Source organism: Oceanimonas smirnovii ATCC BAA-899 (assembly GCF_000381965.1).
In the GTDB taxonomy this organism is placed as follows: Bacteria; Pseudomonadota; Gammaproteobacteria; order Enterobacterales; family Aeromonadaceae; genus Oceanimonas; species Oceanimonas smirnovii.
Map to the genome: position 1 here is coordinate 59,624 of NZ_KB908462.1, position 24,563 is coordinate 84,186.

The window sequence follows — 24,563 nt, forward strand, 5'->3', positions numbered from 1 at the left end:
TACTTATTTTGCCAGTCTATAAAAGCAATTAAGGTTAGAACACGAAACCATAACGGAGCATCGAATGGATATGCAAAAGGGATTCAAGTTCAGAAAACTGGCCGGTATTTCGGCCCTGGCCATGTTCGCCTGTGGTGCTGCTCAGGCCGATACCTGGCGTTATGCCCACGAAGAATATGAAGGCGATGTGCAGGATGTGTTCGCCTACAAGTTCAAGGAATACATTGAAGACAACTCGGATCATCAGCTGCAGATTTACCGCTTTGGTGAACTGGGTGAGTCTGATGACATTATGGAGCAGACTCAGGCTGGCATTCTGAACTTTGTAAACCAGTCCCCCGGCTTTACCGGCGCTCTGATCCCGGAAGCTCAGATCTTCTTTATTCCTTACCTGATGCCCACCGAGATGGGGGATGTGGTCAGCTTCTTCCGTGAAAGTAAGGCCATCAACGAGAAATTCCCCGAGCTGTATGCGGAAAAGGGTCTGGAGCTGCTGCAAATGTATCCGGAAGGTGAGTTTGTGGTGACCCTGGATGAGCCGATCACCTCGCCGGATGAGCTGAAAAACAAGAAAATCCGGGTCATGACCAACCCGCTGCTGTCGGAAACCTATTCCGCCTTTGGTGCTACGCCCACGCCCCTGCCCTGGGGTGAGGTATACGGTGCCCTGCAGACCAACATGATTCAGGGTCAGGAAAACCCCATCTTCTGGATCGAATCCGGTGGTCTGTATGAAGTGTCACCCAACCTGGTGTTTACCGGACATGGCTGGTTTACCACTGCCATGATGGCCAACCAGGACTTCTACAACGGCTTGTCCGATGAAGACAAGCAGCTGGTACAAAAAGCCTCTGACTACGCCTTTGAAGAAATTCTCGAGCACATCGACGGCCTTGCCGAGCGCTCACTGGAGAAAATCACCAGCAGCAGCGACGACGTCACTGTCACCCGTCTGAATGACGAACAGATTGCTGTCTTCCGCGAGCGCGCTCCTCAGGTGGAAGCCAAGTTTATTGAAATGACCGGCGACCGCGGCAAGGAGCTGCTGAACACCTTTAAAGAAGATCTTAAAAACGTTACCAACTAACCTGAACGGGGCGCCTGGCGCCCCTTCTCTTTTACCCTGGCCGGCTCTTTCATCTGGTCAAGGAGTACGCAATGTCTGACAAAAACCAAGAAGCTGTGGAAGACGATACTGCCGGTTATACCTCCGGCCTGCCCGGTATACTGGGCTGGATAGACGAGGGTATAGCACGTATTGAAGCCGTTATGCTGGCCGCCGGTGTGCTGCTGATGGCCATTAACACCTGCACCAACGTGATCGCCCGCTTTGTGTTTGGTGAAGGTTTTTTCTTCTCGGGCGAAATCAACCGCATTCTTATTATCCTCATTACCTTTGCCGGCCTGGGCTATGCCGCCCGCCATGGCCGCCATATTCGTATGTCGGCCCTGTATGACTCGCTATCGGTGAAATGGCGTAAAGCGCTGATGGTGCTGATCTCCCTGTTTACCTCCGCCGTTATGTTCTTTTTGTGCTATCACGCTTACGGCTATATCGACACCCTGTACAGCCGGGGCCGCATTTTGCCGGCGCTGGGCTTTGAGATCTGGTGGATTTATCTGTGGGTGCCGGTGGGCTTTGCCATTACCGGCATTCAGTATTTTCTTACCGCCGTTAAAAACATCACCAGCCGGGGCGTATATCTGTCTACCGGTGTGCTGGACGGCTATGACGACACCGAAACCGAAGTATAAGGGCTGATTTCATGGCAACACTGTTAATGTCGATCATGATTGGCCTGCTGCTGCTGGGCTTTCCCATGATGATTCCGCTGATCACCGCTGCTGTGGTTGGCTTTGTAATGATGTTCGACGGCTTTGGCCAGATGGGCACCTTTATTCAGCAGATGATGGGCGGCATTCGCCCGGCCTCGCTGATTGCGGTGCCCATGTTTATTCTGGCCGCCGATATTATGACCCGGGGTCATTCTGCCGACCGGCTGATCAATATGGTCATGGCCTTTATCGGGCATATCAAGGGCGGGCTGGCCATCAGTACCGCTACTTCCTGTACTCTGTTCGGGGCCGTTTCCGGTTCTACGCAGGCCACTGTGGTGGCAGTGGGCTCGCCACTGCGGCCCAAAATGCTGCGCGCCGGCTATTCCGATCCCTTTACCCTGGCACTGATCATCAACGCCAGTGATATCGCCTTTTTGATCCCGCCAAGCATCGGCATGATTATTTATGGCGTTATATCGGAAACCTCTATTGCCGAGCTGTTTATTGCTGGTATAGGCCCGGGCCTGTTGATCCTGTTTATGTTCTCGCTCTACTGCCTGTATTACGCCCACAAGAACAAGGTGCCCACCGAGCCCAAGGCCAGCTGGCGTGAGCGGGGGGTGGCAGTGCGCCAGGCATTGTGGCCGCTGTTCTTTCCGGTGATTATTGTGGGCGGGATTTACGGCGGTATTTTCAGCCCCACCGAGGCTGCGGCCGTGTGCGTGCTTTATGCCTTTCTGCTGGAGTTTGTGGTGTTCCGTTCGCTCAAGCTGCCGGATATTTATCGCATTGCCAAATCCACTGGTCTCATCACCGCTGTGGTGTTTATTCTGGTGGCGGTAGGCAACGGGTTTTCCTGGATATTGTCGTTTGCCCAGGTGCCGCAAACCATACTGGAGTCGGTGGGAGTTAATGAAGCCGGCCCGGTAGGTGTGCTGATTGCCATTTGTGTGGCCTTCTTTATTGCCTGCATGTTTGTGGATCCGATAGTGGTCATTCTGGTGCTCACGCCCATTTTTGCGCCGGCCATTCAGTCTACCGGCCTGGATCCGGTACTGGTGGGCGTGCTGATCACCCTGCAGGTGGCCATCGGCTCGGCCACGCCGCCCTTTGGCTGTGATATTTTTACCGCCATCGCTATTTTCAAACGCCCGTACATGGAAGTGATCAGAGGTACGCCGCCCTTTATCTTTATGCTGGTGGCGGCAGCGGCGCTGATTATCGCCTTTCCCGAGATCGCGCTGTACTTCCGGGATCTGGCCTTTGCGGACTAAGGAGGCAATGTGTTCAAACGAATAGTCGTGGCCGTAGACGGCTCCGATACCGCACTCAAAGCCGTAGACAAGGCGGTGCAGCTGCAGCAGCTGCTGCCCGAGGCCGAGATATATCTGATTTGTGTCTACAAGCACCACAGCCTGTTTGAAGCCAGTCTGTCCATTGGCCGGCCGGCAGAAATGGATATTCCCGACAAAGTACTGACGGAATATGCCAAGGAAGTGGTCAACTTTGCCAAGGCCCACGCCCTTGGCAAAGGGGCCACTCACCTGCGCGGCTTTGTGCGCGGTGGCCGCCCTTCCAAGGTGATTGTAAAATTTGCCAAAGAAAAAGAAGCCGACCTGATAGTGGTGGGCACCCGCGGTACCCACAGCGACAAGGACGGCATGCTGCTGGGCAGTGTATCCCACCGAGTGACCAGTGCCGCTAAATGTCCGGTACTGGTGGTGTGAAAATAACCCAGCAATAAAAAAGGCCGGTGAGCAGTGCTCGCCGGCCTTTTGCTTACAGGGGGCTTTGCAAATTACTTTTTATTCTCGTCGGCCATGCAGGCCGCGGCGGTAAACAGCACGTCAGTGGAGCTGTTCAGGCCGGTTTCAGCAGAGTCTTGCAGCACACCAATAATAAAGCCCACGGCCACTACCTGCATGGCAATGTCGTTGGGAATGCCAAACAGACTGCAGGCCAGCGGAATAAGCAGCAGAGAGCCGCCGGCCACACCGGAAGCACCGCAGGCAGACACAGACGCTACCACGCTCAGCAGCAGGGCGGTCATCATGTCTACTTCAATACCCAGTGTGTGCACCGCCGCCAGAGTGAGCACGGTAATGGTAATGGCGGCACCGCCCATATTGATGGTGGCTCCCAGGGGAATGGACACGGAATAGGTGTCTTCATGTAATTTGAGCTTTTTGCACAGCTCCATGTTGACCGGAATGTTGGCAGCAGAGCTGCGGGTAAAGAAAGCGGTCACACCGCTTTCGCGCAGGCACTGCAGCACCAGCGGATAGGGGTTGCGACGGATTTTCAGGTATACCAGCAGCGGGTTCACCACCAGCGCGATGATCAGCATGGCACCCAGTAATACTGCCAGCAGCTGGGCATAACCCCAGAGCGCATCAAATCCGGTGCTGGCAATGGTGTTGGCCACCAGACCAAAAATACCGATGGGAGCCAGCCGGATCACAAACTTCACAATGGCAGACACGCCCATAGACAGATCAGCCAGCAGGGTTTTAGTGCTGTCGCCGGCATGATGAAACGCCAGCCCCAGGCCAACAGCCCAGGCCAGCACACCAATGAAGTTGCCGGTCAGCAGGGCATTCACCGGGTTATCAACAATGTTGAATACCAGGGACTGCAGCACTTCGCCAATGCCTTCCGGCGGCGAGGCCTCACCGCCGTGGCTGGCCAGCACCAGCTCGGTAGGAAAAGCAAAGCTCAGCAGCACGGCCGTGAGTGCCGCGGCAAAGGTACCCAGCAAATAAAGATACAGAATCGGCTTGATGCTGGTCTGCTCACCTTTTTTATGGTTGGCGATGGACGACATTACCAGCACAAACACCAGCACAGGTGCTACCGCCTTGAGCGCGCCTACAAACAGACTGCCCAGTAAGCCAGCGGACTCGGCTGCCCCGGGAGCCAGTACCGCCAGCAGAGTGCCGGCTACAATACCAATCAAAATTCGGGTTACCAGGCTGCCGCCATAAATCATGCGCAGCATAAGGGGTTGGGTTTGGTTCATATTCATCCTTTGATGGCGAAAAATCCATCTCATACACTGAAGACAAGGCAACTTTATAGCAGAAAAATCCAGCTAAAAAGCATAAGGTCGGTTTTTTGTAAGGTCATACACAAATTTTTACTCACAAATCGCCATAAAAATAGCCGAAAGGCTCCCGGTCTCAATTCGCTGCTAGGCTTTAAGCACACTTTTTGCGCAGCCTTACAAGGACTGTTATGCGCCTCATTCTTTCCCTGTTGCTGTTTTTATTGCCCATTCTCTCCCGTGCGGAGCAGGTGCCGGAACCCTTGCAGCCCTGGACCGGCTGGGTGTTGCAGGGCAGCAGCCAAAGCCGCTGCCCGCTGCTGTACCGGCAAAGCACTCAGCGTCAGTGCGCCTGGCCCGGGCAGCTGAACCTCGCATTAAATGACAAGGAAGGGCGTTTTGAGCAAAGCTGGGAACTGTATGATGACGCCGATATACCTCTGCCCGGCAACCGTGAGCACTGGCCACAGCAAGTAATGGTAAACGGCGTGCCTGCCTTGCTGGGGGAGCGCGACGGCAAGCCGGTGCTGTCTTTACCAGCAGGAGAGCACCGCATCAACGGTGTCTGGCAATGGGCCAGCATGCCGGTCAGCCTGCAGCTCGCCCCGGGCACAGGACTGCTGGCACTGAGTGTAAACGGCCAGCCTGTGGCTGAGCCTGAGCTGGATAAACAGGGCCGGCTGTGGCCCGGCCGGCGCAACCAGGCTCAGACCCCCGCAGCCAATACCCTGAACATGACTGTCTATCGTCATATTGCCGACGACATCCCCCTGCAGGTGAATACTCACATTGAGCTGAAAGTGGCCGGCGAGCCCAGGGAGCTGCAGCTGGGACCTGTGCTGCTTGAAGATCAGATACCGCTGGCGCTGAACAGCCCCCTGCCGGCCCGGCTGATGCCCGACGGTCGTCTGCGGCTGCAGATACGCCCTGGCAACTGGCAGCTGCAGCTGATCAGCCGTCATACCGGGCCGGCCGAGGCCCTGTCGCTGCCTGCCACTCCCACCCCCTGGCCTAAAGAAGAAGTCTGGGTAGTGCAGGCTTTTCCGCAACTCAGAGTGATGGAAATCAATGGCCCCAACGCCGTGGATGCCGGCCAGAGCGGTCTGCCTGCCCACTGGCAGTCTTTGCCTGCTTTTTATATGACGCCGGGCACCACTATGGCATTTACCGAGCTGCGCCGGGGCGATCCGGGCCCGTCACAAAGTCCTCTCAGCCTGCGGCGGGAGCTGTGGCTCGATTTTAACGGGGGTGGCTACACCGTTAACGACACTCTGAGTGGCAACCTGAGCCACAGCATTCGCCTTACCAGCTCGCTGAGCCCGGGGCGGATTACCGTGAACGGCGAGCCCCGGCCGGTTACTCAGCTGAATAACAGTCAACCCGGCATAGAGCTGCGCCCCGGCCCGGTTGAACTGGTGGCCGACAGCCGGCAGACAAACCATATTGGCAGCCTGCCGGTGTCGGGCTGGAATGTCACCACAGATAATGTCAGCAGCCGACTGAACCTGCCACCGGGCTGGAGCCTGCTGGCCGCCTTTGGCATGGACAACCGCCCCCACACCTGGCTGCAACGCTGGACCCTGCTGGATTTATTTCTGGTGCTGATCGCCGCCGTGGCGGCATTGCGGCTGTGGGGCTGGCACTGGGGCATGCTTACGCTGGTGACACTCGGGCTTATCTGGCATCAGGCTTCCGGACTGGGGCCGCCACGCTGGATCTGGCTGCATCTGCTGGCAGCAGCGGCTCTGTTGCGTGTGCTGCCCGCCAACCGGCTGCGAACCTGGGTCGCAGGCTACCGGCTGCTGGCATTGTTAGTACTTACTTTGCTCACCATCCCTTTTATGGTGGATGAAGTACGCACTGCCCTTTATCCGCAACTGGCAAGGCCGGGAGCGGTGATGCCCGCCCCTGTAACCGGCAGCCCGCGCCAGGCCAGCGCCGAGCTGGAGGCCAGGGCTGAAGCCATGAAAGATAACATACTGTCTGCCTCCGGCGCACCTGATGCTCTGCCCCGGCTGGATCCGAATGCGCAAGTACAAACAGGCCCGGGGTTGCCGGACTGGCACTGGCGCACCCTGGAATTTGAATGGAATGGCCCGGTCACGCCCGAGCAACAGCTGCATTTATTCTTGCTGTCGCCCAAGGTGAATGCCGGCCTGAACCTGCTGCGGGTAGTACTGTTGTGCCTGCTGGTGCTGCGCATGGCGGGCTTTAGCCTTCAAGGTGGCAAGAGCCTGTATTTGCAACAAAAGCTGTGGAGCTGGCCGCTCACGCTGCTGATGCTGCCCCTGCTGCTGGCTGCCCCCGGCGCAAAGGCCGACTTTCCTTCACCCGAGCTGCTGGCGGAGCTGAAAACCCGGCTGCAGGCCCCGCCCGACTGTCTGCCCGAGTGTGCGCTTGCTACTGATTTAACCCTTATTGCCGAGCCGGATACCCTGATATTAACGCTGAACATACATACTCAAACCCCTATGGCAGTGCCCCTGCCGGGCCGCTGGCAGCCAAAGCAGGTGCAGCTGAACAGCACTGCCGCCAGCGGACTGTGGCGCAATGGCGAGGGCGTGCTGCACTTGCCATTACCGGCGGGTATTCATCGTATTGAGATGAGTGGCCCCTTGCCAGCCCAAAGTCAGCTGCAACTGTCCCTGCCCATGCCGCCCAAACGGGTGAACGCCCGACTGAATGGCTGGAGGCTGCAGGGCGTGAATGAAAACGGCGTCCCCGAAGGCCGGCTGCAACTCACACGACTGACCGCCGATGGCAAACCCGAAGGCTCCGCATTAAAACCCGGCGTACTGCCGAACTTTGCCGAATTGACCCGCACTCTGCAGCTGGGGCTGGACTGGCGGATAGAAAATCAGCTGGTGCGCCAGACCAATGTGGATCAAACCCTGCGTCTTGCCATTCCCTTGCTGCCCGGTGAGTCGGTGCTTACCGACGGCATTAAGGTGGAAAACGGCAAGGCTCTGATCAGTCTGGCTTCGGGCCAGCGCCAGCTCAGCTGGCAGTCGGCACTGGCACGCACCGACTCGCTGGTGCTGACAGCGACAAACACGCAAGACTGGAGTGAGACCTGGCGGCTGGACGCCAGCCCCATCTGGCATGTGAACAGCGACGGGCTGGCTCCGGTACACCCGCAAGGCGGCGCTCTGCCCGAATGGCGGCCCTGGCCCGGCGAGCAACTGACCCTTGCCATTTCCCGGCCGGCCACGGTACCCGGCCAGACTCTGACCATAGATGCCAGCAGCCTGAAGGTGCAGCCCGGCAAGCATGCCACCGATGCACACCTTGAACTGATCCTGCGCAGCAGCCAGGGTGGCCGCCATGCGCTGCAACTGCCTGAAAGCGCCGAGCTGCAGAGGGTGGAAATAAATGGCCGTACCCTGCCACTGCGCCTGAGTGAACGCACCCTTACCCTGCCATTAACGCCGGGCACACAAACCGCCCGCATTCACTGGCGGCAGCCGGCAGGCATCGGCCCTGTGTTCACTACTCTTCAAGTGAATCTCAACAGCCCCAGCGTGAACCACCGCATCGAGCTGGTGCCGGGGCAGGATCGCTGGGTGCTGTTTACCGGTGGCCCTCGGCTGGGGCCGGCAGTGCTGTTCTGGAGCCTGCTGGCCATCACCGCCTTGCTGGCGGCGGGGCTGGCCCGGCTGCCGTTCACGCCGCTGCGTTTTTATCACTGGCTGCTGCTGGGGCTGGGGCTGACTCAGGTGCCGCTGTGGATGGCCGCCACTGTAGTACTCTGGCTGCTGGCACTGGGCCTGCGGGCACGCTGGCAGCATCAGCAGGCCGGCGGCTGGTTCAATCTGGCGCAAATTGGCCTGGTATTACTGACCCTGGTGGCGCTTAGCTATCTGTTTGCCGCCATTCAGCAAGGACTGCTGGGCCTGCCCGATATGCAGATTGCCGGCAACGGCTCCTGGGGTAACCGGCTTAACTGGTATCAGGATCGCAGCGCAGCCACCCTGCCCACCGGCTGGATGCTGTCGGTGCCGTTGCTGGTATACCGGCTGCTGATGCTGCTGTGGGCATTGTGGCTGGCCTTTGCTCTGCTGGGCTGGCTGCGCTGGGGCTGGGAATGCTTTGCAAGCCACGGGTTGTGGCGACCGCTGGAATTCTTCAGGCGAGCTAACAAAACGCCGTGGAAAACCCCAAAAAAGCCGGAGCAGGGTTCAGATGAGATCTAGCTTGGGGTACTCTTGCAAACAGAAAAGATGCTGAATTTCGCCGAATAAGGATGATTTTGATGAAAAAGCTGCTGGCTTCCGCCGTTTTTACCCTGACTGCCACTCTGGCGCTGCCGGCCATGGCAGCCGACCCCATAGTAGTATCGTCAAAAATCGATACCGAAGGCGGCCTGCTTGGCAATCTGATTTATCAGGCCCTGAACAATGCCGGCCTTGAAGTGGAAAACCGCAGCCAGCTGGGCGGCACCCCCATACTACGCAAAGCCATTATTGCCGGCGAAGTGGATATTTATCCGGAATACACCGGCAATGCCGCCTTTTTTCATCAGAAAGAAGACAGCGACGCCTGGAAGGACTTTGAACAGGGCTACGCCCTGGCCAAACAACTGGACTTTGATGCCCATCAGCTGGTGTGGCTGACCCCGGCCAACGCCAACAACACCTGGGCCATTGCCCTGCGTCAGGACATTGCCGAGGCCAACAATCTGGCTACCATGTCGGACTTTGGCCGCTATGTCAGTGAAGGCGGCGAGATCAAGCTGGCGGCGTCCGCCGAGTTTGTGTCCAGCCCCGCCGTGCTGCCCGCCTTTCAGCAGACCTATGGCTTTGAGCTGAGTGACAGCCAGCTGCTGGTGCTTTCCGGTGGCAACACCGCTGCCACCATCAAGGCCGCCGCCCTGCAAACCGACGATACCAACGCCGCCATGGTGTACGGCACTGACGGTGCCATTGCCTCTGTGGGTCTGGTAGTCATGGACGACGACAAGGGCGTGCAGCCGGTTTACGCCCCCGCCCCCATAGTGCGGGAAAGTGTGCTCAAGGCACACCCGGAGATCGCCGGCATTCTGGAGCCGGTGTTTCAGTCGCTGAATGTAACCTCCCTGCAGACCCTTAACAGCCGCATCGCCATTGGCGGCGAAAGCGCCGAAGCCGTGGCCGCCGACTATCTGGCCGGGCTGAGCCAGGACTGATGATTGCGCCTGCAATACATAACCAAAAATTGACTTCGGGGAGTGACCCATTCCTTTATCATTAAAACCCGACAAGGTCGGCGGCTTGCTGGCAACAGCGCTGGTACTCAGCCTGCTGGCGCTGCCCTTTGTCGGCCTGCAACCCAACCGTATTTTGCCCGGCGAATCCCTGAGCCTGCTCAGTTCCGCCGGCCTCACCGGCCTCTGGCCACTGTTATTGCTGCCGCTTTGTCTGGCTAACCGTGCCCTGCTCCTGCGACTGGCACTCACTGCCACCGCCCTGCCGCTGCTGCTGTATACCGCCGGGCACACCGCTACCGCCCTGCTGGAACATGCCGGCCCCCTGGCCCGGGTTTCCCTGGGTGCCGGCTTTTGGCTGGGACTGTTCTGGCTGTGCCTGCTGGTGACCGACACCGCCCTGCGGCTGAAACTCGGACCTGCCGCCCGGCTGGCACTGGTGACCATCCTTACCGCAGCTGTGGTGGCACTGCTGGCTTCGGGCTTGTGTGACCAGTTGTCGTTACTGAAAGAGTTTCATAACCGCAGCGACTTCTGGCGGCAGGGGCTGCGTCATCTGCAACTGGCCCTGGGCAGCATTATTCCGGCGGTGCTGGCGGGCATTCCGTTAGGCATTGCCTGCCACCGCTCGCACAGGCTCAGGGCAGCACTGTTTCCGGTACTTAATATTTTGCAGACCATTCCCAGCCTGGCCATGTTTGGCCTGCTGATGGTGCCGTTAAGCCTGCTGAGCACCGCTTACCCCTGGCTGGGAGAGCTGGGTATTCGCGGCATTGGTGCGGCACCGGCGGTGATCGCCCTGTTTCTGTATTCACTGCTGCCCATCGTCAGCAACACGGCGCTGGGCTTTGACCGGGTCGATGCCCATGTGCGCGAGGCGGCCACCGCCATGGGCATGAGCCGCCGCCAGCGCTTGTGGCAAGTGGAGCTGCCGCTGGCATTGCCGGTGATTCTGAGCGGCCTGCGGGTAGTGGTCACACTCAATATCGGTCTGGTGGCGGTGGCGGCACTGGTGGGCGGCGGTGGCTATGGCACCTATATCTTTCAGGGACTGGGGCAGACCGCCACCGATCTGGTGATCCTCGGTGCCCTGCCCACCCTGCTGCTGGCGTTTTTGTTCGCCATCCTGATCGATACCCTGATCGCCCTGCAACAAGGCACTCGTGCATGATTGAAGTAAAAAACCTGAGCAAACAATTCGGCCGGCAGACGGCGGTAAAGGAGCTGTCGTTTCGCGTGGACAGCGGCCGGGTCTGCGCATTGGTCGGCACCTCTGGCTGCGGCAAGTCTACTACCCTGCGCATGCTGAACCGGCTGATAGAGCCCAGCCAGGGCGAGATTTTTATTCAGGGGCAAAAGGTCACCACCATCCCAGCCGAGCAGCTGCGCCGGCGCATTGGCTACGCCATTCAGGGAGTGGGGCTGTTTCCGCACCAGACCATTGCCCGCAACATCGCCACAGTGCCGCGGCTGCTGGGCTGGAGCAAAGCCGACATCGATGCCCGGGTCAGCGAGCTGCTCAGTTTGTTCCGGCTCGACCCCGCCACCTTTGCCGGCAAGTACCCGCACCAATTATCCGGCGGCGAACAGCAACGGGTGGGGGTGGCCCGGGCACTGGCGGCGCGCCCCGAGCTGCTGCTGATGGACGAGCCCTTTGGTGCGCTGGATCCGCTCACCCGCGAGCACCTGCAGGACGAGCTGCTGCATATTCAGCAACTGCTGGGCATTACCATCATAATGGTGACTCACGATCTGGAAGAGGCCATTAAAATGGCCGACGTGATAGCGGTGATGGACAAGGGCGAAATTTTACAGATGGACAGCCCACAAGCCCTGCTGCGCCACCCCAGACCGGGCTTTGTGCAAAGTCTGGTGGGCGGCCGGGACAGATCCCTGCGGCTGCTGGCCACTCAGACCCTGGCCGATATCATGGCTCCGCTCACAGGATCCGCCAGCACCGCCCTGCCGGCGGCCACCAGCCTGAAAGACGCCATGGCCGAGCTGCTCTGGCAGGGTGAAGAGCGGCTGACGGTGGTGGATGAGGCCGGCCAGCCGGTGGGTGAAGTCACCCTGAGCCAGCTGCTGAAACAAGGAGCCGGCGCATGACCCGCGCGCTGGGCTGGCTGATCCCCGGGCTGTTGCTGGCGCTGCTGACCCTGAACATGGACGCACTCACGCCGCTGTTTCGTCTGCTGGTGGACGCCCCCGCGCCGGCCATTTACGCCCGGGACAGTTTTCTCAACCTGCTGGGCTGGCATGTACTGGCGGTGTTTGTCGCCATTGCCGCCGCCACCCTGCTGGCGCTGGGGGCCGCCATTGCCGTGACCCGGCCTTCGGGCAAGGCTTTTTTTCCGCTGGCCCGGGCCCTGGCCAATCTGGGCCAGACCTTTCCGCCGGTGGCGGTGCTGGCGCTGGCGGTACCGGCGCTGGGCTTTGGTCTTACTCCCACCCTGGTGGCTCTGCTGCTCTACGGCATGCTGCCGATTTTTGAAAATGCCGTGACCGGGTTGCAGCAAATTCCCGCCAGTGTGCGCGAGGCGGCCAAAGGCATGGGCATGACGCCCCTGCAACGGTTGTGGCGGGTGGAATTGCCTCTGGCCCTGCCCACTCTGGTGGCGGGCATTCGCATTTCGCTGATCATCAGCATAGGCACCGCCACCATCGGCTCGACTGTGGCGGCCAAGGGTTTTGGCGAGGTAATTATTGCCGGCCTGCTCACCGACAACCTGGCCTTTGTACTGCAAGGCGGCATCATGGTGGCGCTGATGGCCATGATGCTCGACGCCTTGCTCCGCCGCCTTGAGCAACGGCTGACGCCGCCAGGCGGGTGAGAATACGGGGACTGGGGAATTGTAGGCCCGGTTTTACACCGGGCAGATACATTCACCTGCGACACCGCTGCCGCGAATAAATCGCGGCCTACAACCCCCGCCACTTACAGCTGAAAGCTTACGGCTGACAGCTCCCCGCAGGGGGAAGTCCCAGATGCTCCCGCAGAGTAGAGCCTTCATACTCGGTGCGGAACAGGCCGCGGCGTTGCAGCTCGGGCACCACCTGATCCACAAAGTCCTCGATGCCGGCGGGCAATGAGGGCGGCATCAGGTTAAAGCCGTCGGCACCCTCGTTGCGAAACCACTGCTCCATGCGGTCGGCAACCGACTCGGGCGTGCCCACCATGGTGCAGTGGCCGCCGCCCGCAGCGAGCCGGCCCAGCAGCTGGCGCACCGTGGGCTGCTCGGTCTCAATAATGCGCAGCACGGTGGCGTAGCGGCCTTTCGGGCCGGTGAACACATCCAAAGACGGCAGTGCCGGCACGGGGGCGTCCAGCTCCCAGCCGGAGCAGTCCTGCCCTACATAGGTGCCGAGCTGGCGCAGCGAGGCGTCGGCGGGCAGCAGCTCATCCAGCTCCCGCTGCTTGGCTTTGGCCTCGGCCTCGGTAGAGGCCACATAGGTCACCAGCCCGGGCATGATGGGCACATCCACACTGCGGCCCGCGGCTCTCACCCGGCGCTTGATGTCGCGGTAGTAGTCCTGGGCCGCCGGCAGATCGTAGGCCACGGCGTAAATGGCTTCGGCGCACTGGGCCGCCAGAGTGCGCCCCTGCTCTGAAGCGCCGGCCTGAAACAGCACCGGATGCCCCTGAGGCGGGCGTGGCACATTGAGCGGGCCGTCCACCAGAAAGAATTCGCCGTTGTGATGAATGGGGTTCACCTTGCCGGGGTCGGCATAGTGGCCGGCCCGATCCATCACCAGCGCATCAGCAGCCCAGGAATCCCACAGCTTGATCACCGCCTCCACAAACTCCTCGGCCCGGCGGTAACGCTCGGCGTGCGCGGGCATGGCCTCGTAGCCGTGGTTGCGGGCTTCCACGTCAAACATGGAGGTGACCACGTTCCAGCCCATGCGGCCGTTGGAGATATGATCCAGCGAGGCCATCATGCGCGCAGCGTGAAAGGGCGTGAAAAAGGTGCTCGACACAGTGCTGATAAAACCGATGCGGTCCGTGGCCCGGCTCATGGCCGCCATGGCGGTCAGCGGCTCCAGAAACCAGTAGCTGCCGTCCGCCACATTGCCGGTAGACTGGCCGTCGGCAAAGAACACCGCATCCAGCTTGCCGCGCTCGGCGGTTTGCGCCAGACGCTCGTAATAGCGAATATCCCCCAGCTGCTCCACCGCGGAATTGGGGTGACGCCAGGCGGCCCTGTGGTGGCCGCACCCGAACAGAAACAGGTTCAGGTGCATCATGCGTTCGTTCATGCTCATCAGTTTTTCACCAGACCGCCGTCCACCACCAGATTCTGGCCGGTGACCGAGCGGGACCAGGGCGAGGCAAAAAACAGGGTGGCGTCGGCAAATTCCGCCGGCGTGGTCACCCGGCGCAGCGGCGTATTGGCGGCAATGTAGTCAAACACTTCCTCGGGAGTAGCGGCAGAGGCATCGGTAGTGCGCAGCAGGCCGCCGGATACCATGTTGACGGTAATGCCGTCCGGGCCCAGATCCTGCGACAGGGTGCGGGTCAGCGACAGCAGCGCGGCCTTGGCGGCGGTGTAGTCGTGGTAAGGCACCACCGGGTTCTGGAACAGATTGGTGCCCACATTAACGATGCGGCCAAAACCGGTTTTACGCATGCCAGGCAGCGCCGCCCGGGTGGTGTTTAAGGCACCGCCGGCAATACCTTCCAGCTGCTGGTGCAAATGCTCCCAGGTCAGCGCTTCGGCATGGGGCCGGGCATCACCATTAAAAGAAAACACCGGCAGGGCGTTGTTGATGACGGTGGTTACCGGGCAGCCGAAATGGGCCTCGGCCTGGTCAAACATGGCCTGCACGGCGGCGGCGTCAGTCACATCGGCCTGCACCGCCAGGGTCTGCTCCGGCGCTTCGGCCGCCAGCTTTTGTGCCGCCTCGGCGCTGTTCAGGTAGTTGATCACCACTTTGGCACCTTCGCGCAAAAAGGCGCGCACCAGATGCTCGCCCAGGCCGCGGGCGCCGCCGGTAACCAGCACCAGTTGTTCATTAAATGGAATGGAAGTTTGCATTTTCTACCTCGAAGCTGAGGCGAAGGCATAAGGCAGCAAAGGCACCAGGCCGGCAGGCTGACATCCCTTCGCCAGTATGAACTGGATCAGGTTCAACGGGTGTTATCTCAGCCCTGCTTAGCAGGACACCCCGTGTCTCGGCACGAACCATAACATACCCGCAACGAAAGCTGGAAGCGGCCAGCTTGAAGCTGGAAGCAATTCAGGTTGGTTTGCAGGTTCTGTATGGTGCTGGTTGAATTTTCTTTGCTAACAACGTCGATGCTGCTCGAAGCAGCAGCGGGGATTGCCGGAGCCGACCGTCACATGCCATGGACGGCATGTGCCGAGCGTCCCAAGGATGGGCTTGAAGCGTGTCGGCGTAGCGCAACCGCGCTGATGCTTCGGTGGCTATATTTGGTGAAAACCGCCAGTAAGTGGATAATGAAGCTCTCGAAAGCAATGGATAACGCCGAGCCGACTATGACCACACTGACAATTACCCGCCCCGACGACTGGCACCTGCACCTGCGCGACGGTGAGCAACTGCAAGACACAGTACGCGACGCCAGCCGCTATCTGGGCCGCGCCCTCGTTATGCCCAACCTGGTGCCGCCCGTTACCACCACAGAGCTTGCCAACCAATACCGCGAGCGCATTCTGGCGGTACGCCCCGAAGGCAGCCGGTTTGAGCCGGTAATGAGCCTGTATCTCACCGACAAAACCGACCCCGACGAAATTCGCAAGGGCCGCACCAGCGGCGACATTGTTGCCTGCAAACTCTACCCGGCCGGTGCCACCACCAACTCCGACTCCGGCGTGACCGATGTAAAAAACATCTATCCGGTGCTGGCAGCCATGCAGGAAACCGGCACCCTGCTGCTGGTGCACGGTGAAGTCACCGATTCGCGCATCGACATCTTTGACCGGGAAAAAGTGTTCCTCGAAACCGTGCTGCCCGACGTGGTGCGCGACTTCCCCGACCTGAAAATCGTGCTTGAGCACATCACCACAGAGCACGCGGTGAACTTTGTGGAGCAGGCCGGCGACAACGTGGCCGCCACCATTACCGCTCACCACCTGCTGTTTAACCGCAACCATATGCTGGTGGGCGGCATTCGCCCGCACTACTACTGTCTGCCCATTCTCAAGCGCAACACCCATCAGGCCGCTCTGGTGCGTGCCGCCACCAGCGGCAGCAAAAAATTCTTTCTGGGCACCGACTCGGCCCCGCACTTTCAGCACCGCAAAGAGGCCGCCTGCGGCTGCGCCGGTGCCTACACGTCTCACGCTGCCATTGAGCTGTATGCTGAAGTGTTTGAAGAAGCCGGTGCGCTCAACAAGTTGGAAGCCTTTGCCAGCCATAACGGCCCCGACTTCTACGGCCTGCCCCGCAACCCAGACACCATCACTCTGGTAAAAGAATCCTGGACGGTGGACGCTACCCTGCCCCTGGGCGGTGACCAGCTGGTGCCCATTCGCGCCGGCGAAGACATTGGCTGGATGGTGAAATAACCATGGTCAGTTAATAAAAACGCGACTTCGGTCGCGTTTTTTGTGTTGCATTTGAGTTGATTGACAATCAAGGCCCCGCCCCTTACTCTCATTCTGCATTCCTGGGGGAGCCCACACGGGCTGAGACTCCGCCACACAGGCGGTAACCCTTAGAACCTGATCCGGATAATGCCGGCGAAGGGAAGGAAACGAACGATCCCGCACCATTACGATCCGCCCGCCTCTTCCTTTCGCCCGTATGCCCCGGCTATTTCATGCTCGCGGGAGCAAAGGGAGAACACATGCTGGACACCACCACCGCCATTTTATGGCTCTGTTTATTTGCGGCGGTTTTCGCCATTCCCGGGTTGCTGTACGCCCGCCGGCAAAACGACAAACCGGAAGACTTTATTGTGGCCCGCAACAGCCAGAGCGGCACCGCCACTACATTAACCTTGCTGGCCACCACCATGGGCACCTGGATTTTGTTTGGTCCGGCTCAGGCCGCCACCTGGGGCGGTGTGGGTGCCATTACCGGCTATGCCCTTGGTGTGCTGGCACCCCGGCTGATTATGATTCCGCTGGGCAAACGTATTCGCGAGCTAATGCCCGAAGGCCACACCCTCACTGAATTTGTAATGGGACGCTACGGCCGGGGCATGTTTGGTTTTGTGCTGGTGATCATGCTGTTTTACATGTTTATTGCGCTCACCGCCGGCCTTACCGCCATTGCCCAGATGGTAGCCCTGCTGGCACCGGTGCCGCTGTGGACTACTGCCGGCATTGTGATGGTGGCCACCCTTGTTTACACCCTGTATGGCGGCCTGCGGGTCACCATTTTTACCGACCGGGTGCAGATGCTGGTGATTTTACCGTTTTTGCTGGTGCTGATAGCCCTGGGCTGGCAGGCTACCGACGGTCTGGCCCCGGCCCTGGCCGGCCTGCAACAAACCGCACCGCACCTGCTTGACCCGCTCGACACCACAGGGCTGAAATCGGGCCTTACCTTCTTTCTTGCCGTGGTGCTGACCGGCCTCTTCTATCAGGGCACCTGGCAGCGGGTGTTTGCCGCACGGGACAACAAGGTTATTCGTAACGGCTTTATTCTGAGCGGCGTGCTCAGCTTTCCCATCATCTTTATTATGGGGCTGTTTGGCCTGGCCTTTGTGGGCCTGAACCTGCCCGGCGACGGCTCGGTGGCGCTGTTCAGCGTGCTGATGCCCGACATGCCGCTGTGGTTTGCCATTGGCCTGCTGCCCTTTGGCCTGGCGCTGATCATGAGCAGCGCCGACTCCACCATCAGCGGCCTGACCAGCATGCTGGTGGTAGACCTGCGCCGGCTGCTGCCCGAGACCAGCGTACACACTCTGCTGGGGCTGTCGCGCTGGCTAATTGTGCTGTCTTCCATTCCGGTGCTCTATGTGGCCTCGCAGGGCTTTAGTGTGCTTTATTTGTTCCTGCTGGCAGATCTGCTGTGCTGTGCCGCTGCCTTTCCGGTGTTCTTTGGCTTTTACAACGCCCGCTATCAGGGCTGGAACGCCATGCTCAGCACACTCGGCGGCCTGGTGGCCGGCCTGATGCTGTTCCCGGCCCCGGGCGAAGCCGCCACCTATTTGCTGGAGTCGTTCCTGCTGGCCACCTTTGTGCCGGTGGCCATGTCTGCCCTGCTGCTGCTGGTGCCTAACCGCAACCCCTTTGACTTTGCCGCTTTGGCCAGCCGGGTGCGCAGCCTGGAAAGCTGATTTCGTTTTGTTGTAACCATTCGTCGCAAGACATTGCCGGCGTGCCCCAAGGCCGCCGGTTTTTTTGTGTTCTACACTGAGTGCACAACAATCGGCAAACCGGTACTCAAGCGGAGAGCACTCATTAAAACAATAACCACCTCACTGACACTGGCCCTGCTCTTGGCCCCGCTGGCGGTTGCCAACGAGCTGACCGGTACCCTCAACGGAGAACAACACAGCTGGCATATTCTGGAGCATGAGCAAGGCTCTACCGCCAACTTCAGTGAGCTGATGCCCGGCATGTACAGCGTATCTATTCAGGGCCATCGCCAGAACAAATATGAAACCAAGGGCACACTCACCATCGACTTTATGGTGATACAAGATAAGGTCAACACTGCTTCTGTCACCTATTTTCCGGAAAGCAGCCTTACCCCGCACTACGGCACCAAAGAAGAAGTACCCATTCAGCTGGATGTGCTGGAGCTTAATAACGAAAACGGCCGGGCCAGCGGCAGTGTAAACACCACCCTGATGTATGTGGAAAATCTGCAAACAGAGCACACCCCGAACAACACCATGGAAATAGACGTCAGCTTTGATGTAAGGCTGCAAAAGGAATAATACTTGGGCACTCGCTCACTTCATCCCCAACCGCTTCGCCAGTTTATGCAGGTTACTGGGATCCACTTCCAGCAGGCGGGCGGCGGCGGCCCAGTTGTGTTCGGTAGCGTCCAGCGCCTGTTTAATGGCGGCCTGCTGAGCCTGATTAGTCACCTGTTGCAGGCTGGCCAGCGGGTGAGGAGCTGCCTTGGGTATGCTTGCTGTCTGTGCGGGTTCGGCTAATGGCTCACTGCCGGCCAAATCCAGCAGCTCCGGTTCCAGGGTGATGATGTCGGCGCGGTCGGCACCCCGGCTGAGGGCCTTGATGGCGGCGCGGCTGATCACATGCTCCAGCTCGCGCACGTTACCGGGCCAGGCGTAGGCGCACAGGGCTCGCTCAGCGGCGGGCGAGAGCCGCAGGCTGCGCAGGCCCAGCCGGCCCCGGTTCAGCTCGAGAAAGTGGCCGGCCAGTATCAGCACGTCCCCTTCCCGCTCCCGCAGCGGCGGAATGGGCACCGGGTAGACCGACAGCCGGTGGTAGAGATCGGCACGAAAATGGCCGTCGCGTACGCTGTCGTGCAGCTGGCGATTGGTGGCCGCAATAATTCTTATATTTACCTTGCGCGGTTCGTCTTCCCCCAGCCGCTGTATTTCACCGTTTTGCAGGGTGCGCAGCAGCTTGGCCTGAATGCCCAGTGGCAGTTCACCCACTTCATCCAGAAACAAAGTGCCGCCGTCGGCGGCTTCAAAGCGGCCGGGCCGGGCGTTGCCGGCACCGGAGAAAGCACCTTTTACATGGCCGAACAGCTCGCTTTCGGCCAGGGATTCGGGCAGGGCGGCACAGTTTACCTGCACCAGCGGCTTGTCTTTGCGGGGCGAGCGCTGATGCAGGCGGCGGGCAAACAAGTCCTTGCCCACGCCGGTTTCACCGGTAAGCAGCACCGGCAAATCCGAGTCGGCCACCACATTCAGCTCGTGCAGCAGCCGTTTAAGCTTGGTGCTCTGCCCCAGAATTTCCCCTTCCTGCCGGTCGCCCAAAGGTACAGGCGCATCCTGCCGGGCCAGCCGCAGGGCACGAATGTCCCGCTCCAGCCGGGTCATGCGCACGGCGGCGGCTACGGTCAGCGCCAGCCGTTGCAGGGAATCTTGAGCGTCCTGATCAAAAGTGCCGGCGGTCAGTGCATCCAGAGTCATCACACCCCAGAGTTCGCCGTTCACATACAAACTGATGCCCATGCAGTCGTGCACCGGCAATGCCTCACCCACATGATGTTCCAGCAGGCCGTCGTAGGGGTCGGGCAGAGGTGAGTCGGGGGCAAAGGCCACAGTGCTGCGGCTGGCCAGAATGGCCGCCAGCCTTGGGTGCTGAGCCACCACAAAACGCCGGCCAAGGGCCTCCTGCACCAAACCTTCTACCGCCACCGGGCTGAGCATGCCGTCCTGCAGCCGCAGCAGACACACGGCACCGCAGCCAAAATGTTCCCGCACCATACGCACCAGACTCTGTAGTCGCACGGCTCTGGGTAGCTCGGCGGCCAGATCCGCCAGCAGAATTTCATAAAGCATGGTTATTTTTACCGTAACAGGGTTTTATTTACCCTACTCAAACAGGGTGAAAAATACCATCAAAAATCCATAACCCATTAAAATCAGCAACTTAAAAAGTGGCATGCAATTTGCCAATTACAGAGCAAGGGTAACATGAACAAGGAGCCACATCATGAGCCTGCTCAACCATTCCCTGGGCGCACTGGCCCGGGATATTCCGGGAGCCACCCGGGTGTTTCATCATTACCGGCTGGATTACTGCTGCGGCGGCAACATGTTGTTAAGCGAGGCACTGGCCGAGCGCGGGCTGGATGCCGCCGAGGTCATTGCCCGGCTGGAAGCCCTGCCCGCCCGCAACGAAGACGACACCAACTGGGCCGAGGCCGGCACCGGTGAGCTGATTGACCATATTCTGGCACGCTACCATGAGGTGCATCGCCAGCAGCTGGCAGAACTCACCGGGCTGGCCCGCCGGGTGGAAGCGGTACATGAAGAGCATCCGCTCTGCCCCAAGGGGCTGGCGGATCATCTTGAGGGCATGGGCCAGGAGCTGGAAAGCCACATGCAGAAAGAGGAGCAGATTTTGTTCCCCATGCTGCGCCGGGGCCTGTTTGCTCCCGCCCAGGGGCCGATCAGCGTGATGCGCATGGAGCACAACGACCATGGCCAGGCCCTGGCCCGCCTGCTGGAGCTGACCAATCACCTTGCCCTGCCCGCCGATGCCTGCGGCAGCTGGCAGGCGCTGTATGCGGGCATTGAGGAGCTGCAGAACGACCTGATGCAGCACATTCATCTGGAAAACAACCTTCTCTTTTCCCCTTCCCGGCACCAGGAGGTGCAACATGGCTAACTATCGTCGCCTTTGGCTACTGTTATTGGTGGTTGTTGGCATTACTTTTGCCATTCTTGGCTATTTTGGCCGTGAAGTGTATCGGACGGCCCCACCCATTCCCGCTCAGGTAGTGACCGAAAACGGTACCCTGCTTACCACCCACGACGGCATTCTCGACGGCCAGACCGCCTGGCAGTCGGTGGGCGGCATGCAGCTGGGCTCGGTGTGGGGTCATGGTGCCTATCAGGCACCGGACTGGACTGCCGACTGGCTGCACCGGGAGCTGGTAGCCTGGCTGGAGCTGGCCGCTCAGGATGAATTTGGCACCGCTTATGCCAATCTTGAGGGTGATCAGCAAGCCATGCTGCAACACCGCTTAAAGCAGGAATATCGCACCAACAGCTACGATGCTGAGGCTGACGTACTGGTGCTGTCTGAGCGCCGTGCCCAGGCCATGGCCGATACCGCTGCCTATTACGACAAACTGTTCAGTGATGACCCTGCCCTGCGCGGCACTCGCCAGAGCTTTGCCATGAAGGAGAACACCCTGCCAAGCGCCGAGCGCCGGGCCGATATGACCAATTTCTTCTTCTGGACCGCCTGGGCCGCCGCCACCGAGCGCCCAGACAGTGAAGCCACCTATACCAACAACTGGCCGCACGAGCCGCTGATCGGCAACAAGCCCACCGCCGAGAACATTGTCTGGTCCATTGCCAGCGTGGTGCTGCTGATTGCCGGTGTGGGCGGTCTGGTGTGGGCCTGGGCTTTTCTGCGCAAGGAAGACGAAGCCGACCCTGAGCCGCCGGCAAAGGATCCGCTCACCACCTTCACCCTTACTGCATCTCAAAAGGCACTGGGCAAATATGTGTTTCTGGTGGTGGCCCTGTTTACCTTTCAGGTGCTGCTGGGTGGCGCCACTGCCCACTACACGGTGGAAGGTCAGCATTTTTACGGCATTGAGCTGTCGAAGTGGTTCCCCTACACACTGCTGCGCACCTGGCACATTCAGAGCGCCCTGTTCTGGATTGCCACCGGCTTTCTCGCCGCCGGCCTGTTCCTCGCACCCATCATCAACGGCGGCAAGGATCCCAAATATCAGGCACTGGGGGTAAACGTGCTGTTCTGGGCGCTGGTGGCGGTGGTGGTGGGCAGCTTTGTTGGCAACTATCTGGCCATTGCGCAAATTATGCCTGCCAACCTCAACTTCTGGCTGGGGCATCAGGGCTATGAATATGTGGATCTGGGCCGGCTGTGGCAGATTGGCAAGTTCACCGGCATAGTGCTGTGGCTGGTGCTGATGCTGCGCGGTGTGGTGCCGGCGCTGCGTCAGCCCGGTGATCGCCACCTGCTGGCGCTGCTCACCGCCTCCTGCGCAGCCATTGGCCTCTTCTACGGTGCCGGCTTCTTCTACGGCGAACGCACCCATATCTCGGTCATGGAATACTGGCGCTGGTGGATTGTGCATCTGTGGGTGGAAGGCTTCTTTGAAGTGTTCGCCACCACGGCGCTGGCCTTTATCTTCTGCAGCATGGGTCTGGTGTCCCGCCGTGCCGCCACCACCGCCAGCCTGGCCTCGGCCTCGCTGTTTATGCTGGGCGGCATTCCCGGCACCTTCCACCACCTGTATTTCTCCGGCACCACCACCCCGGTGATGGCGGTGGGCGCCACCTTCAGCGCCCTGGAAGTGGTGCCGCTGGTGGTGCTGGGTTATGAGGCCTGGGAAAACTGGCGGCTGAAGAACAGCGCCCCCTGGATGGAAAACGTAAGATGGCCGCTGATGTTCTTTGTGGCAGTAGCCTTCTGGAACATGCTGGGTGCCGGTGTGCTGGGCTTTATGATCAACCCCCCGGTGGCGCTCTATTACATTCAGGGTCTGAACACCACGCCCACTCACGCTCATGCCGCCCTGTTTGGTGTGTATGGTTTCCTGGCGCTGGGCTTTGCCCTGCTTGTGCTGCGCTACATTCGCCCCAATCTGGTATTCAGCGAGTCACTGATGAAAACCGCCTTCTGGTGGATGAACGGCGGCCTGGCACTGATGCTGTTTACCAGCGTGCTGCCGGTGGGTGTCATTCAGTTTGTGGCCAGCGCCAGCGAAGGCCTCTGGTATGCCCGCAGCGAAAGCTTTATGCAGCAGGGCCTGCTGCAAACCCTGCGCTGGGTGCGCACCTTTGGTGACGTGGTGTTCATCGTCGGCGCCCTGGCGGTGACCTGGCAGGTGATCATCGGCCTGCGCCAGCCCGCCGGCCACGCCACCAGTCTGGCCATTGAGCCCCAGGAGTGCGATGTGCCCGAGCTGATGAGCAAATAATTTCTTCGGTTCTGCTCTTGCCCCGCCTGGCGGGGCCTTTATTATCCGGTATGCCGGCTGCGTTCATTTAATCCTATATGAGCCACCACAGGGGCTGCATTAAAAGCCATACCGCGTTTGCCCGCGCGTTTTACCTGATACATGGCGGCATCGGCCCGGGCCATGACATCGGCAAAATCATCCTGCTCACGCACGCCTTCCACTCCCATGCTCATGCCCACAGAGGCCTCGCCGTTATCCAGTTCAAAGGGTGTATCCAGGCAGTCGATGCAGGCCTGCGCCAGCGGCTGGGTTTGAGGATTCTGTAATGCCCAGGGCAACAACAACACAAACTCATCGCCACCCAAGCGTCCCAGCACCCCTTCCGGCGGGCACAGGCCGCGCAGCCGCTCGGCCAGCTGTATCAGCAGCCTGTCACCGGCACGGTGGCCCAGGGTGTCGTTGACCTGTTTGAAGTCGTCGAGATCAATAAAGCACAGGGTCAGCGCGCCTTCGCTTTTAAGCGCCTTGAAGCGTTCAATCAGGCCGCCGCGGTTGAGCAGACCGGTAAGCGGATCCTTGTGCGCCAGGCGTGAAAGAGCAAGCTCGTACTCCTTTTCCTGAGTGATATCGATATGGGTGCCCATCACGCGCAGCGGCCGGCCCTGTTCGTCGCGCTCTACTACCCGGCCCCTGTCCTGCACCCAGGTAATGGCACCATTCTTGGCCACCATGCGGTGTTGCACTTCATAAAATTCACTGCGCCCGTGCAGGTGCTCAAAAAAGTTGTTGAGCACTTCTTCCCGGTCTTCCGGGTGCAGGTGCGACTTCCACACCTCAAAGCTGGCTTCTATTTCCTTGGGCTGAAAGCCCAGCATGGCACCCCAGCGCCGGTTAAAGATAACCAGCTTGCCGCTGGGCACATGCAGCTGCCACACGCACAGGCCGGTGCCGTCCATGGCCGCTTCCAGTTTTTCCCGGGCATCGGCGGCAATGCGCTTTAGTCGTTCGTTTTCAACCTGCAGCCGAAGCAGTTCTCGCGCGCTGTTCATC

General features: G+C 59.8%; 19 protein-coding genes and 2 riboswitches. Of the genes, 14 read left to right on the forward strand and 5 right to left on the reverse strand.

Annotated elements, in window-relative coordinates; all coding sequences use genetic code 11:
* Positions 1-64 precede the first annotated feature (64 nt).
* The 4 genes from G364_RS0110700 to G364_RS0110715 all read left to right on the forward strand — a co-directional run bounded on the left by G364_RS0110700 (position 65) and on the right by G364_RS0110715 (position 3,506).
* The gene (locus G364_RS0110700; RefSeq protein ID WP_019935145.1) at positions 65-1,087 is read left to right on the forward strand and encodes a TRAP transporter substrate-binding protein; all 1,023 of its coding nucleotides are present in this window, start codon (positions 65-67) and stop codon (positions 1,085-1,087) included.
* Positions 1,088-1,158: 71 nt separating this feature from the next.
* Positions 1,159-1,755, forward strand: a complete 597-nt coding sequence (locus G364_RS0110705; protein WP_019935146.1) for a TRAP transporter small permease — start codon at positions 1,159-1,161, stop codon at positions 1,753-1,755.
* An 11-nt stretch (positions 1,756-1,766) separates the two neighbouring features.
* A complete protein-coding gene (locus G364_RS0110710; RefSeq protein ID WP_026344850.1) occupies positions 1,767-3,053 on the forward strand; it encodes a TRAP transporter large permease in 1,287 nt (428 codons plus the stop codon).
* 9 nt (positions 3,054-3,062) lie between these two features.
* Positions 3,063-3,506: a universal stress protein gene (locus G364_RS0110715; RefSeq protein WP_026344851.1), complete on the forward strand. Its 444-nt coding sequence runs from the start codon at positions 3,063-3,065 to the stop codon at positions 3,504-3,506.
* Between the two features lie 71 nt (positions 3,507-3,577).
* Here the strand turns inward: G364_RS0110715 and sstT are convergent, their stop codons facing one another.
* Complete coding sequence (gene sstT, locus G364_RS0110720; RefSeq protein WP_019935149.1) at positions 3,578-4,798, reverse strand: serine/threonine transporter SstT; 1,221 nt, start codon at positions 4,796-4,798, stop codon at positions 3,578-3,580.
* Between the two features lie 215 nt (positions 4,799-5,013).
* Here sstT and G364_RS16500 point away from each other — a divergent pair, with 215 nt between their 5' ends.
* The 5 genes from G364_RS16500 to G364_RS0110745 all read left to right on the forward strand — a co-directional run bounded on the left by G364_RS16500 (position 5,014) and on the right by G364_RS0110745 (position 12,835).
* Positions 5,014-9,015, forward strand: a complete 4,002-nt coding sequence (locus tag G364_RS16500) for a hypothetical protein (RefSeq protein WP_019935150.1) — start codon at positions 5,014-5,016, stop codon at positions 9,013-9,015.
* A gap of 59 nt (positions 9,016-9,074) precedes the next feature.
* Positions 9,075-9,986 carry a glycine betaine ABC transporter substrate-binding protein OsmF gene (osmF, locus tag G364_RS0110730; RefSeq protein WP_019935151.1) on the forward strand — a complete coding sequence of 304 codons (912 nt, stop codon included), beginning with the start codon at positions 9,075-9,077 and terminating at the stop codon, positions 9,984-9,986.
* 85 nt (positions 9,987-10,071) lie between these two features.
* The gene (locus tag G364_RS0110735) at positions 10,072-11,175 is read left to right on the forward strand and encodes an ABC transporter permease (protein WP_019935152.1); all 1,104 of its coding nucleotides are present in this window, start codon (positions 10,072-10,074) and stop codon (positions 11,173-11,175) included.
* Entirely contained in the window at positions 11,172-12,110 is a 939-nt protein-coding gene (locus G364_RS0110740; RefSeq protein ID WP_019935153.1) for an ABC transporter ATP-binding protein, read from the forward strand. The genes G364_RS0110735 and G364_RS0110740 overlap by 4 nt, the downstream gene beginning before the upstream one ends.
* On the forward strand, positions 12,107-12,835 hold the full coding sequence (locus tag G364_RS0110745) for an ABC transporter permease (RefSeq protein ID WP_019935154.1): 729 nt from the start codon (positions 12,107-12,109) through the stop codon (positions 12,833-12,835). Before G364_RS0110740 ends, G364_RS0110745 begins: the two co-directional genes overlap by 4 nt.
* A 118-nt stretch (positions 12,836-12,953) precedes the next feature.
* On the opposite strand, the gene G364_RS0110750 is transcribed toward G364_RS0110745, so the two are convergent.
* Positions 12,954-14,267 (reverse strand): LLM class flavin-dependent oxidoreductase, encoded by a 1,314-nt coding sequence (locus G364_RS0110750; RefSeq protein WP_019935155.1) that lies wholly within the window; start codon positions 14,265-14,267, stop codon positions 12,954-12,956.
* Positions 14,267-15,040, reverse strand: a complete 774-nt coding sequence (locus G364_RS0110755) for a 3-oxoacyl-ACP reductase (protein WP_019935156.1) — start codon at positions 15,038-15,040, stop codon at positions 14,267-14,269. Before G364_RS0110755 ends, G364_RS0110750 begins: the two co-directional genes overlap by 1 nt.
* A 46-nt stretch (positions 15,041-15,086) precedes the next feature.
* Positions 15,087-15,183: riboswitch (TPP riboswitch) on the reverse strand.
* A 319-nt stretch (positions 15,184-15,502) separates the two neighbouring features.
* Here G364_RS0110755 and pyrC point away from each other — a divergent pair.
* The 3 genes from pyrC (at position 15,503) to G364_RS0110770 (ending at position 18,861) form a co-directional block, all read left to right on the forward strand.
* Complete coding sequence (gene pyrC, locus G364_RS0110760) at positions 15,503-16,534, forward strand: dihydroorotase (protein ID WP_026344853.1); 1,032 nt, start codon at positions 15,503-15,505, stop codon at positions 16,532-16,534.
* 93 nt (positions 16,535-16,627) lie between these two features.
* Positions 16,628-16,734, forward strand: a riboswitch (TPP riboswitch).
* An 81-nt stretch (positions 16,735-16,815) separates the two neighbouring features.
* Positions 16,816-18,255: a sodium:solute symporter family transporter gene (locus G364_RS0110765; RefSeq protein WP_019935158.1), complete on the forward strand. Its 1,440-nt coding sequence runs from the start codon at positions 16,816-16,818 to the stop codon at positions 18,253-18,255.
* Positions 18,256-18,417: 162 nt separating this feature from the next.
* Positions 18,418-18,861: a hypothetical protein gene (locus tag G364_RS0110770; protein ID WP_156816491.1), complete on the forward strand. Its 444-nt coding sequence runs from the start codon at positions 18,418-18,420 to the stop codon at positions 18,859-18,861.
* A 15-nt stretch (positions 18,862-18,876) separates the two neighbouring features.
* On the opposite strand, the gene norR is transcribed toward G364_RS0110770, so the two are convergent.
* A complete protein-coding gene (norR, locus tag G364_RS0110775) occupies positions 18,877-20,406 on the reverse strand; it encodes a nitric oxide reductase transcriptional regulator NorR (RefSeq protein WP_019935160.1) in 1,530 nt (509 codons plus the stop codon).
* Between the two features lie 154 nt (positions 20,407-20,560).
* Between norR and ytfE the strand changes: the two genes are divergently transcribed.
* Both ytfE and G364_RS0110785 read left to right on the forward strand, forming a co-directional pair.
* Positions 20,561-21,238: an iron-sulfur cluster repair protein YtfE gene (gene ytfE / locus G364_RS0110780; protein WP_019935161.1), complete on the forward strand. Its 678-nt coding sequence runs from the start codon at positions 20,561-20,563 to the stop codon at positions 21,236-21,238.
* Complete coding sequence (locus G364_RS0110785) at positions 21,231-23,531, forward strand: nitric-oxide reductase large subunit (protein WP_019935162.1); 2,301 nt, start codon at positions 21,231-21,233, stop codon at positions 23,529-23,531. Before ytfE ends, G364_RS0110785 begins: the two co-directional genes overlap by 8 nt.
* 41 nt (positions 23,532-23,572) lie before the next feature.
* Here G364_RS0110785 and G364_RS0110790 read toward each other — a convergent pair whose 3' ends face one another.
* A complete protein-coding gene (locus G364_RS0110790; RefSeq protein WP_019935163.1) occupies positions 23,573-24,562 on the reverse strand; it encodes a sensor domain-containing diguanylate cyclase in 990 nt (329 codons plus the stop codon).
* Position 24,563: the final 1 nt, after the last annotated feature.